Genomic DNA, 11530 nt, shown 5'->3' on the forward strand with positions numbered 1-11530 from the left:
GGGTCCCCCGAGCCCGGTGCCACGCAGCACAGGGCGCGATCTTCTTCCCTGTGACCGCAGTAACAAAACCCGCCCGCCGTGCGCTGTCTATGCCCGCGCCTGCACGCCCGGCGGTCGTTTCCCCCAGGTTCACGCGGGGATGAACCGCGCGTTCACGCCGCCGCCTGGAGCTCCAGGCGCGCCCCGAATTCCCGCACCACCGGCTCCTCCCGGTACGGGTCCAGGCGCTGCTGGAAGTCCTCCAGATACTCCGCGCCCCGGTTCGAGCGCAGCGTCTGGAGGAGTTCCACCGCCTTCAGCCCGGTGTGACAGGCCTGTTCGATCTCGCGCTGCTGCACCTGCGCGGTGGCGAGCAGCACATATCCGATGGCCCTGCGGCGCGCCCGCGACGGCGGATGCCCGGCCAGCGACTCCTCCGCGTGCCGCGCCGCCGCCTCCGCCTGCCCCAGGTCCCGGTGGCAGTGCGCCAGTTCGTCGGCGAGGTAGGCCCCGTCGAAGTGCGCGATCCAGGCCGGGTCGTCCGCCGAGCACGGATCGGCGGCCTCCAGCGCGCTCACCGCCCGCCCGGAGGCCAGCTGGGCCGCCCGCGCGTCTCCCATCAGGGCGTGCCCGCGCGCCTCGGCCGCATGGAACATCGCCTCCGCCCGTGGGGTCACGCGCCCCCGCGCCCCCTCCTGCGCCGCCCGCGCCAACTGCGCGATCTCCCGCGGGTTCCCGAGCTGTGCGGCGAGGTGGCTCATGGAGGCGGCGAGCACATAGCCGCCGTATCCGCGGTCCCCGGCCGCCTGGGCGAGCCGCAGCGCCTGGATGTAGTAGCGCTGGGCAAGGCCGGGCTGCCCGGTGTCGACGGCCATGTACCCGGCGAGCTCGGTCAACCGTGCGACCGCGGAGAACAGTTCGCGGCCCACCGCCTCGCGGTAGGACCCGGCCAGCAGCCCGGAGACGACACTGTTGAGGTAGTGCACGACCACCGGACGCACATGCCCGCTGCCGTACTGGTGGTCGAGGTCCGTCAGCGCCTGGGTCATCGCCCGTACGGCCGCCACGTCGGACTGGCCCACCCGCGGCCCCGCCGTGCGGGCCACCTGCGCGTCCGGCGCGGAGATCAGCCAGTCGCGGCTCGGCTCGACCAGCGCCGACGCGGCGACGGACGAGCCGGACAGGAAGTCCCGGCGTCCGACGTCGCTGCGCCACAGCTCGCAGACCTGCTCGATGGCGCCCAGCACGGTCGGCGAGAACTGCAGGCCCACTCCGGAGGCGAGGTTCTTGCCGTTGGCCATGCCGATCTCGTCGATCGTGACCGTACGGCCGAGCTTGCGGCCGAGGGCCTCCGCGATGATCGCCGGGGCGCGGCCCCGTGGCTGCTGGCCACGCAGCCAGCGGGCCACGGACGTCTTGTCGTAGCGCAGGTCGAGGCCGTGTTCGGCGCCGCACATGTTGACCCGGCGGGCGAGCCCGGCGTTCGAGCAGCCCGCTTCCTGGATGAGCGCCTGCAGCCGTTCGTTCGGCTGCCGCGCGACGAGAGGCCTTGCGGCCATGGCGTAAACCCCCTGTGGCTGCGGTGCCTGCCCACGCACCGAGTTGACGACTCTTCCCTGACCGCACCTCTCCGCGTCCCGGCGAAAGGATCCGGCCCCGTGAAGATCGATGCCCCGCGAACATGAGGAAAATGCGAGGCATGCGAGGATTGCCGGTAAAGGTGAAAGCCACCCCTCCACGGATCTACCCACCGCCCGCCGTCGATCCTCCTGCGCGCCCCCACACGTGCATCCATGCGCCCCAGGTGAGGAATCGATGCTCCTCCCCCGCGCGCGCTACGCCCGTAACTCCAGGTGGGTGCGGGAGTTGAGTGGAACGTGGAAGAGACGATCCCGGGCACCGAAACCGCACAGATTGCCGGTCAGATTCCCCAGCAGCGCGGTGACTCGCTGCCGGAGACCGCAGTTCGCTACGCCGAGGAACGCCACTGGGACGTGTTCCCCGGCACCTGGCTGGAAGCCGTCGACGGGGTGCAGCGCTGCTCCTGCGGAGATGCCGCGTGCGCCGTGCCCGGGGCGCATCCGGCGCGCGACGACTGGGCGACCCAGGCGACCGGCAGTGCGACCGTCGCGCGCCGGATGTGGCAGAAGCAGCCGACGGCGTCGATCCTGCTGCCCACCGGCCGTACCTTCGACGCGCTTTCCGTCCCGGAGACGGCCGGCTTTCTCGCGCTGGCCCGGATGCAGCGGATGGAGCTCATGCTCGGGCCGGTGACCCTGACACCGGACCGGCGGATGCAGTTCTTCGTCCTGCCCGGGGCGACCGTGAAGGTGCCGGACCTGGTGCGGAAGCTGGGGTGGTCACCCGCGTCTCTTGACCTGGTAGCACTGGGAGAGGGTTCGTACGTGGCCGCTCCGCCCACGCGGTTCGGGGCGCGGGGGGCGGTGCAGTGGGCGTGCCGGCCGACTCCGGCGAACCGGTGGCTGCCGGACGCGGAGGAGCTGCTCTCGCCGCTGGCCTACGCGTGCGGGCGGGAGCGGTAGCCGCCGCGCAGCCGCATGCCGGCGCAGTCCCGCGCCCCTGTGGGCGCGCTGTCCCCGCCGTAGGGTTCATCCTGACGGAGGGAGCACCAGTGGCAAGTGCCAGCGCCGTGCGCGTACAAGGGCTCTGGAAGCGGTTCGGGCAGCAGGTTGCCGTTGCCGGGATCGATCTCGAGCTGCCCGCGGGGAAGTTCATCGGGCTCGTCGGCCCCAACGGGGCCGGGAAGACCACCACGCTGTCCATGGTGACCGGGCTGCTGCGGCCCGACCAGGGAGCCGTCGAGGTCGTCGGCCACGACGTGTGGCGGGACCCGGTGGCGGTGAAGGCGCGCATCGGGGTGCTGCCGGAGGGACTCAGGCTCTTCGAGCGGCTGTCGGGGCGGGAACTGCTGTCGTACTCGGGGCGGTTGCGCGGTCTGCCCGGTGCCGAGGTGGACCGGCGGGTGACCCAGCTGCTCGACGTGCTGGACCTGGCCGGCGCCCAGCACAAGCTCGTCGTCGACTACTCCACCGGCATGCGCAAGAAGACCGGACTCGCCGCCGCCCTCCTGCACAACCCCGAAGTCCTCTTCCTGGACGAGCCGTTCGAGGGCGTCGACCCGGTCTCCGCCCAGACCATCCGGGGCGTCCTGGAGCGCTACACGGCCTCCGGCGCGACCGTGGTGTTCTCCTCGCACGTCATGGAGCTGGTCGAGTCCCTGTGCGACTGGGTGGCCGTCATGGCCGCGGGCCGCATCCGCGCCCACGGCCCCCTCGCCGAGGTGCGCGGCGAGGCCCCCACGCTCCAGCAGGCGTTCCTCGAACTGGTCGGTGCACAGGGGCGGAACGCCGGTTCCGACCTCGACTGGCTGGGCGGCGGAGCCCGGTGAGCGCCGCGACGCAACCGACGTCGATCACCCCCGTCGTCGTACGGCTGAAGCTGTCACTGCTGCGCAACGGGCTGAAGCAGTCGGGTGGGCGGCGCGCCGCGTACGTCACCTCGGCCGTCGTCGCGCTGCTGTTCGCGGCGCTGCAGCTGCTCGGTCTGATCGCGCTGCGCGGCCATGCGCACACAGCCTCGGTGGCCCTGCTCGCGGCGGCCGTGCTGGCGCTGGGCTGGGCCGTGATGCCGCTCTTCTTCCCCAGCGGCGACGAGACCCTCGACCCGACCCGCCTGGTCATGCTGCCGCTGCGGCCCCGTCCCCTCGTACGGGCCCTGCTGGCGGCCTCGCTGGTCGGCATCGGCCCGCTGTTCACCGTCCTGCTCCTCGTGGGCTGCGTGATCTCGGTGGCGCACGGGACGGCCGGCTACGTCGTCGCGGTCGCCGCCCTCGTCCTCGCGCTGCTGCTCTGCCTGGCGCTGGCCCGCGCCGTGGCCGCCGCCAACATCCAGCTGCTGACCAGCCGGAAGGGGCGGGACCTGGCGGTACTGAGCGGACTGGTCATCGCGGTCGGCGCGCAGCTGGTCAACTTCGGCATGCAGCGGCTGGGCACCGCCGGGCTCGCCCAGCTGGATCCGGCGGCGGACGTGCTGCGGTGGGTGCCGCCCGCGTCCGCGGTCGGGGCGGTGGACTCGGCGAGCAAGGGGGCGTACCCGGCCGCGGCCGCCCAGCTGGCCGTGACCGCCGTAGCGCTGGCCGCCCTGCTCGCGGTGTGGGCGCGGAGCCTGACCCGGCTGATGACCTCCCCGGACGCCTCGACGCTCCAGGCCGCCGACGCCGCCGTGCGCGAACGGGCCTCGGCGGGCGGCCTGACCCGGCTGCTGCCGTCCGGCCGCACCGGTACGGTCATGGAACGCAGCCTGCGCTACGTGTGGCGCGACCCCAAGACCAAGGCGGCCTGGGTGACCTCGCTCGCCATCGGCCTGATCGTTCCGGTCTTCAACGCGTTGCAGGGCACCGGCTCGCTCTACTTCGCCTGCTTCGCCGCCGGGATGCTCGGCATCCAGATGTACAACCAGTTCGGGCAGGACACGTCCGCGTTCTGGATGGTCGCGCTGACCATCTCCTCCCCGCGCGACGCGTACGTCGAGCTGCGTGGACGGGCGCTCGCCCTGCTGGTGATCACCCTGCCCTACGCGACCCTCGTGACCGTGGTGACGACGGCGCTGCTGCACGACTGGCCGCGGCTGCCCGAGGTGCTGGGTCTGTCCTTCGCGCTGCTCGGCGCGATGCTGGCGACCGGTGCGTGGACCTCGGCCCGCTTCCCGTACTCCATCCCGCAGGAGGGGTACAAGAACGTGGCCCCCGGCCAGGCCGGCCTCGCCTGGATCTCCATCTTCGGCGGCATGGTCGCGGCGGCCCTGCTGTGCTCACCGGTCATCGCCCTCACCATCTGGGCGAACGTCAGCGCGAGCGGCGACGAGTGGAGCTGGCTGCTGTTCCCGGCGGGCGCCGCGTACGGCGCCGCGCTCACCCTGCTGGGCCTGCGCCTCGCGGCCCCCCGCACAGCGTCCCGCCTGCCGGAAATCCTGACGGCAGTGAGCAGGGGCTGAAACGGCGGCTGCCCCGCCCACCCGGCCCCGGCCTGCCATCCCGGCCTGCCGCCCCGGCACGGTCCACGGGCGGTGCGGCAGGGCCGGGGCGGACATTGCCTGGTGGACACCCCCTAGGCCTCCCCTAGGCCACCCCTAGGCCGTGAGCACCGCGTCCAGGAAGGGTTCGATGGCCGCGCGCCACGCCTCGGGCTGGTCGTAGTGGACCAGGTGGCCCGCGTCGGCCACCTCGGCGTACTCGCCGTACGGGAGGACCCGGACCATCTCCTGGGACTCGGCGCGGCCCAGTTCGCCGTCGAGGCCCCGGACGACCAGGGCCGGGCACCTGACCTGGGCGAGCTCCTCCCAGTGCGCGTCGTACACCCAGGTCTCGCGGGACTTCAGCATCTGCTCCGGCTCGAACACCGGGCGCCAGCCGTCCTCGCACTCGTGCATGACCTCGGCGTAGAACTCGCCGCGGGCCGGATTCGGGCGTTCCACCCACGGGTCGTCCTCGCCGAACCACTTGCGGACGTCGGCGAGGGTGGCGAAGGGCACGGGCCAGGACCGGAACCAGTCCACCCACTCGCGCTGGGAGGCGGCGCCGAGCGCGGAGGCCCGCATGTCGCAGATGATCAGTCCGCGTACCAGGTCGGGGCGCTTGGCGGCGAGCTGCCAGGCGGTCAGGGCACCCATCGCATGGCCGATGACGACGGCCCGGGCCAGCCCGAGCTGCTCCACGGCGGCCTCGGCGTCCTCGACGTAGGCCTCACGGGCGTACGCCGCCCGCGGGGGCTTCTCGCTCTGTCCGTGCCCACGCTGGTCCAGGGCAACGGCACGGTGCCGTTCGGACAGCCAGCGGGCGGTGGCCGCCCAGTGCGAGGCACGGCCCATCAGGCCATGCAGTAAAAGCACACCCGGGCGCCGGTCGGTCTCGCCCTCGGCCGTCGGCCCGGGCGAATCGGGCGGATCGGCCCGGTCCAGGGGGCTCTGCGCGGGAATCCTCCCGGACGGGTCCGTCTTCGGGGGGTCCGCGAACTCCCAGGCGGCGAGGCGTACGCCGTCCGCCCCGGTCACGTCGATGCGCCGCGCCATTGGTCCTGGCACCCCCCTAGCTCCGCTCGGACCGCTCGCTCCCACCGAAGCCCGCGGGTCCTGTGAACCGTGTCCTGACTGCCGTCGTGCACATTCCTGTTAGCGCAGGTCCCTCTTGACCCGTCACCCACAGGCTATCGAATACACATTCGAAAATGCCGTTTCTGCCGCCAACACCCCTCGTTCGAGTGACCCCCCGCCAGGCATGATCGCCGCATCCCAGGGGAGATCTTCAACGGGAGGCGGACCGCTCGGGGAAAAACGGTCCGAGGGGGATGACCCTGAGAGCTCGGGGCTCCGGGTCAGCACAGGGGAGGACAGGCCCCGGCGCCCTACGGCGCCGGGGCCCTTCACGCGCCTGCGACACATCCTCCCGCCCCCTCCAGGTCATATGCCTCAAGCGACAGCCTCGCACGCGAAACGTCCGAGCGCTGCGATTCGACGCACTGAATTTTGGATTCGACTGGATCGCCGGCACAGCCTCAACTGCCCCTGTAATCACATAAGTTGACTGATCTCTCGGAAGCCCATGCGAGAGGTTGACGCTGCGTCACGAACAGCGGGGGCGCAGCCCCACCCCGGGGACCGCCGTGGGCGCGCCCCCAAGGCCCCGAAGGCCCCCCAGGTCGACCGTCAGCGCTTGGCCACGAAGACGTGGGAGGCGACGTCCGCGGCCAGCTCGGCCGCCTCGCCGCCACTGCCGACCAGCACCCCGCCCGCCGACTCCGTCACGCTCACCACCGAGCCCGGCTGCACGCCGGCGCGACGGAGCGTGTACATCAGCTGCGCGTCCGTCTGAATCGGCTCCCCGATCCGCCGGACCACGACCGTCTTGCCGTCGTGGCCCGCGTCCAGGTCGGCCAGCGACACCATGCCCTCGTCCAGGAACGGGTCGGCACCGTCCTTCTCGCCCAGCTCCTCCAGGCCCGGGATCGGGTTGCCGTACGGCGACTCCGTGGGGTGGCGCAGCAGCTCCAGAACACGGCGCTCGACGGCCTCGCTCATCACGTGCTCCCAGCGACAGGCCTCGGCGTGCACCTGCTCCCACTCCAGGCCGATCACGTCGACGAGCAGACACTCCGCGAGCCGGTGCTTGCGCATCACGCGCGTGGCCAGCCGGCGGCCCTCGTCCGTCAGCTCCAGGTGGCGGTCCGCGGCGACCGACACCAGGCCGTCCCGCTCCATCCGCGCCACCGTCTGGCTCACCGTCGGACCGCTCTGGTCCAGCCGCTCGGCGATCCGTGCGCGCATGGGAACGACGCCTTCCTCCTCCAGCTCGAGGATGGTGCGGAGATACATCTCCGTGGTGTCGATCAGTCCGGACATACGTGCCCCTCGATTACCTCTGCCGGAGGCTCGACGGCTCCCCGGCGCGTGCGCTGGCCCTGGAACCAATTCTGACGCATAGCACTGACAACCGGGGCGCTACGCGGGAACGGCGGGGCCGAACCACGGACACCTGCGAAAACGCAGACGACCCGCGAGCTCGGATCCCTCCACCGTACGGCGGGGGAGCCGGCCGGACGTACCGGCGAGCTCGCGGGTCGGGTGACTGCTTGGGATTGGGCCGGCTGTACGCGTGTCTCACGTACTGGTCCGGCACCGCACTGGGTGTGGTGACGGGCCGCTAGCCCGCAGCCACCTCACGCGTCCGGTTTTCATACATCTGCCGAACCACCTCCCTTCTCGTGTAGCCCACACACTAGGAACCGCTCGGCCCCCGATCAACCACTTTTTTTCCGGCGCGCTAGCGTGCGGCCCATGACGGAGCGACGTGCGGTTCTCAGCGGTTCGGTGTTCGAGGAGCAGATCGGCTACGCGCGGGCCGTGGTCGACGGGGACTGGGTGCACGTGTCGGGGACGACCGGGTACGACTACGCGACGATGAGGATCTCCGAGGACGTGGTGGAGCAGGCCGAGCAGTGCCTGCGGAACATCGGGACGGCCCTGGAGGAGGCGGGGTGCGGCTTCGCCGATGTCGTCAGGGTGCGCTACCTGCTGCCCGAACGGGCCGACTTCGAGCCGTGCTGGCCGGTGCTGCGCCGGGTCTTCGGCGAGGTGCGGCCGGCGGCGACGATGATGGTGTGCGGGCTCGCGGATCCCCGTATGAAGATCGAGATCGAGGTGTACGCGAGGAGGCGGGACGCCGCCGCCTGACGCCGACGCCGACACCCCCTAGTCCCCCCGGCCGTTCAGCAGTGCGGCCAGGTCCAGCGCCGTGGCGACGCGTACGGCGACGTCCTCGGCGTAGGCCGCGTCGGACCGCTCGAAGGGGCTGCGTCCGGCGCTGCGCAGGAACGTCACCACCCCGAGCGTGCGGCCCCGGCTGCGCAGCACCGCGCACAGGGCGTGCACGGCGTCCGCCGGCCACTGCCGGGCCAGGGCCCACTCACGTGCCTGCTCGGCCGGTACGGTCCCGACCGTGGCCCGTACGGAGCCGATCCGCTCCACGCACTGGAGGGCGGGGTGCCCCTCGGCGTACCGGACGGGCAGCCCGGCCTGCCCGGTGAGCAGGGTGGGCCCGGTGCCGCCGGAGGGCGAGGCGGCGACCCGCACCAGCCGTACCGGTCCCCTCTCCTCGCCGTCGACGGGGGCGCCCCCCACCACGCGGTCGACCAAGGCGTGGTCGGCGAAACCGGCGAGGGCGAAGTCGAGGTGGACGGTGGCGGCCTCCGTCGGGTCCTCGCACTCGGCCGCGGCCCGGGCGGCCCGGTGCAGCTGGTTGCCGCGGAACCGCAGCATCGAGGTTTCCTGCTCGCCGTGCTTGGCCTCGGTGACGTCGACGAAGAGCCAGGCGACACCGAGCGGCACCGGTTCCTCCGCCAGCGGGGAGGCCAGCCGGACGAACCCGCTGCGCCAGCAGCGCCGCTTGTCGCCCTCCGTGCTGCGCACGCTCACCCAGATCTCCGCGGGCGCGGGCGGCGCGCCCTCGGCCAGGACGTGCGTCAGCGCGCTCTCCAGCTCCTCCACGCCCTGGGAGAGCAGGTCGCCGAGCGGCCGCCCGAGCGCGGCCGTACGGCCGGTGCCGAGCGCGCGGGCCGCGTGCGAGTTGACGACTGCGGGCCGCAGGTCGGCGTCGACGAGGACGACGCCCCAGGAGGCGTCCTCGAAGAGGGCCTCGCTCAGTGCGATGGACCGCTCCAGGTCGATCTGCGCGTGCACCTCGCTGAAGGCGCAGTACACGCCCGCGGGCTTGCCGTCGGGGCCGCGCACGGCCGCGGACTGGGTGCGTACCAGGACGCGGCCGCCGTCCTTGGTGAGCAGGGCGAACTCGTGCACCTGGCGTCCGGGGGCGTGCATGGCGGACATCAGCCGCCCCTCGACCTCCTCGGCGTCCGCGCTGCGCACGGCCCACCCGGCGAAGCCGGGCCGCCCCACGGCCTCGGCCGCGGTCCAGCCGAGGATCCGCTCCGCCTCGCGGTTCCAGTGCGTGACGACGCCGTGCGCGTCGAAAGCGCACAGGGCCGCGTCCATCCCGTCGAGCAGGGCGGCGAGCAGGTCGGAGCCGTCGGGGCCGTCGGGGCCCTCGGCACCGTCCCGCTCGGGCTCGTCCGGCCCCAGCTCGTCGGTGGTCCCACTACGCCGGGAAGCACTCACCTGGACCCCCTGCAGGCTGCGTCCGCACGTACGGCGCGTCGGTTCGCTCACTGGCAATCATTCAACTGGAACGTGACGCAGCACACACCGAATTCCCACAAGATTGAAGGAATCGTTGTACGGCGGAATTCCCCGTCGGGCGGGAATCAGTCCGGGTTCCGTCCGGTTTTCGGCGGTCAGCGTCGGTAGAAGATCCGGTCGGCGTACTCGTCGAAGATCCGGCCGTTCCACTCGTGGCCGCCGTCGACGTTGCCGGAGCGCAGCAGCGGGGGTTCGATGCCCCGGTCGACCAGGGTGGCGGCCGCGGTGGCCATGACCGCCTGGAGGAGGGCCGCGGTGACGACCGTGGAGGCCGGGGCGAAGGGCGCCGGGACGGTGTCGAGGGTGAGCTCGGCATCGCCGACGGCGATCTTCGAGTCGAGGACGACGTCGCAGTGGTCCTTCAGGTACGTCCCCGAGGCGTGCCGGGACGTCGTCTCCCTGGCGTACGCAAGAGAGGTCACGCCGATGACCTTTACGCCGAGGGCGCGGGCCTCGGCGGCCATTTCGACGGGGAGGGCGTTGCGGCCCGAGAGCGAGATGATCACCAGGGCGTCGCCGGAGCGGAGCGGGGAGCTGTCCAGGACGGCGGTGGCCAGGCCGTCGACGCGTTCCAGGGCGGAGCCGAGGGTGGCCGGCATGACGTCGACGCCGACGACTCCGGGGACGGTGAGCAGGTTCATCAGGGCGAGGCCGCCGGCGCGGTAGACGATGTCCTGGGCGGCGAGCGAGGAGTGCCCGGCACCGAAGGCGAACAGGCGGCCGCCGGCGGCGACGGTGTCGGCGAGCAGGGTGCCGGCGGCCGAGATCGACCCGGCCTCCTCGTCGCGGACCCGCTGGAGCAGGCCGATGGCGGCGTCGAAGAACCGGCCGGCCGGCGTGCCGTCGCTCATCCGTGAGTCCCTTCGAATATCAAAATATTCGCGTTCCGGCGAAATGTACGTGTCCGGTGTGTCGTTCCGTGTGTGTCGTTCCGTGTGTGTTCCGTGTGTGGCGCGGATCACGGTGAGGTCCGGACCAGAGCCGTGTCAATACGGTGGCGGCCCACGGCACGGCCGTCAGGGGCTCAGCCGCTCCACCCGCCAGTTGCCGTCCGGTCGCACCACGTAGCGCAGGCGGTCGTGGAGGCGGTTCTCGCGCCCCTGCCAGAACTCCACGCTCTGCGGCGCGACCAGGAAGCCGCCCCAGTTCGGCGGGACGGGCACCTGCTCACCCTCGGGGTAGCGGGCGGCGAGCTCGGTGTAGGCGGCGTCGATCTCGGCGCGGGTGGAGATCACCGAGGACTGTGCGCTGGCCCAGGCGCCGAGCTGGGAGCCGTGCGGGCGGGTGCGGAAGTACGCGGCGGTCTCGTCCCGGCCGGTGCGGCGGGCGATGCCGTGGACGATGACCTGGCGGGCCATCGGGTGCCACGGAAAGAGCAGCGAGACGTACGGGTTCTGGGCGAGGTCACGGCCCTTGCGGGAGTCGTAGTTGGTGTAGAAGACGAAGCCCCGGTCGTCGAATCCCTTGAGCAGCACGGTGCGCGAGCTGGGGCGGCCGTCGGCGTCCGCGGTGGAGACGATCATGGCGTTGGGCTCGAACAGCCGGCCCTCGGTCGCTGCCTGCTGGAACCAGTGGGCGAACTGCGCCATCGGGGTGTCGGCCAGGTCGGCCTCGGACAGGCCCTCCTCGCGGTAGTGCTTGCGCATGGAGGCGAGGTCGAAGGGGGCGACTTCCCCGGCCTCGGCGGCCTCCACTCCGGCCCGGACGGCTTCGACGGCTTCTCGGTCGGTCACTCGGTCATCTTGCCGTATCGGCGCGCCGCTCCTCTCCGGGTGTACTTGGTCAC

10 protein-coding genes are annotated in these 11530 nt (G+C 72.2%); 4 read left to right on the top strand and 6 right to left on the bottom strand.

The genetic code is table 11. The features are described 5' to 3' along the window. Nucleotides 1-152: 152 nt before the first annotated feature. Complete coding sequence (locus tag AB0A61_RS23605; RefSeq protein ID WP_361295462.1) at nucleotides 153-1538, bottom strand: transcriptional regulator; 1386 nt, start codon at nucleotides 1536-1538, stop codon at nucleotides 153-155. Between the two features lie 318 nt (nucleotides 1539-1856). Here AB0A61_RS23605 and AB0A61_RS23610 point away from each other — a divergent pair, with 318 nt between their 5' ends. The 3 genes from AB0A61_RS23610 to AB0A61_RS23620 all read left to right on the top strand — a co-directional run bounded on the left by AB0A61_RS23610 (nucleotide 1857) and on the right by AB0A61_RS23620 (nucleotide 4992). Next, on the top strand, nucleotides 1857-2522 hold the full coding sequence (locus AB0A61_RS23610; protein WP_361295465.1) for a bifunctional DNA primase/polymerase: 666 nt from the start codon (nucleotides 1857-1859) through the stop codon (nucleotides 2520-2522). Between the two features lie 71 nt (nucleotides 2523-2593). Continuing rightward, the gene (locus AB0A61_RS23615; RefSeq protein ID WP_361295801.1) at nucleotides 2594-3388 is read left to right on the top strand and encodes an ABC transporter ATP-binding protein; all 795 of its coding nucleotides are present in this window, start codon (nucleotides 2594-2596) and stop codon (nucleotides 3386-3388) included. Next, nucleotides 3385-4992, top strand: coding sequence for a transporter (locus tag AB0A61_RS23620; protein WP_361295468.1), 1608 nt, complete (start codon nucleotides 3385-3387; stop codon nucleotides 4990-4992). The genes AB0A61_RS23615 and AB0A61_RS23620 overlap by 4 nt, the downstream gene beginning before the upstream one ends. A gap of 135 nt (nucleotides 4993-5127) precedes the next feature. On the opposite strand, the gene AB0A61_RS23625 is transcribed toward AB0A61_RS23620, so the two are convergent. Continuing rightward, nucleotides 5128-6066, bottom strand: coding sequence for an alpha/beta hydrolase (locus tag AB0A61_RS23625; protein WP_361295470.1), 939 nt, complete (start codon nucleotides 6064-6066; stop codon nucleotides 5128-5130). 633 nt (nucleotides 6067-6699) lie between these two features. Continuing rightward, on the bottom strand, nucleotides 6700-7392 hold the full coding sequence (locus AB0A61_RS23630; protein ID WP_361295473.1) for a metal-dependent transcriptional regulator: 693 nt from the start codon (nucleotides 7390-7392) through the stop codon (nucleotides 6700-6702). 435 nt (nucleotides 7393-7827) lie between these two features. Between AB0A61_RS23630 and AB0A61_RS23635 the strand changes: the two genes are divergently transcribed. After that, the gene (locus tag AB0A61_RS23635) at nucleotides 7828-8223 is read left to right on the top strand and encodes a RidA family protein (RefSeq protein ID WP_361295476.1); all 396 of its coding nucleotides are present in this window, start codon (nucleotides 7828-7830) and stop codon (nucleotides 8221-8223) included. Between the two features lie 18 nt (nucleotides 8224-8241). Here AB0A61_RS23635 and AB0A61_RS23640 read toward each other — a convergent pair whose 3' ends face one another. The 3 genes from AB0A61_RS23640 to pdxH form a co-directional block, all read right to left on the bottom strand. Further along, entirely contained in the window at nucleotides 8242-9663 is a 1422-nt protein-coding gene (locus tag AB0A61_RS23640) for a PAS domain-containing protein (protein WP_361295479.1), read from the bottom strand. 176 nt (nucleotides 9664-9839) lie between these two features. Then, nucleotides 9840-10595, bottom strand: coding sequence for an SIS domain-containing protein (locus AB0A61_RS23645; protein WP_361295481.1), 756 nt, complete (start codon nucleotides 10593-10595; stop codon nucleotides 9840-9842). A 165-nt stretch (nucleotides 10596-10760) separates the two neighbouring features. Next, nucleotides 10761-11390 carry a pyridoxamine 5'-phosphate oxidase gene (pdxH, locus tag AB0A61_RS23650; protein ID WP_361295804.1) on the bottom strand — a complete coding sequence of 210 codons (630 nt, stop codon included), beginning with the start codon at nucleotides 11388-11390 and terminating at the stop codon, nucleotides 10761-10763. Between the last annotated feature and the right edge of the window lie 140 nt (nucleotides 11391-11530).

It is taken from the genome of Streptomyces sp. NPDC046197, assembly GCF_040646295.1.
Lineage (GTDB): Bacteria > Actinomycetota > Actinomycetes > Streptomycetales > Streptomycetaceae > Streptomyces.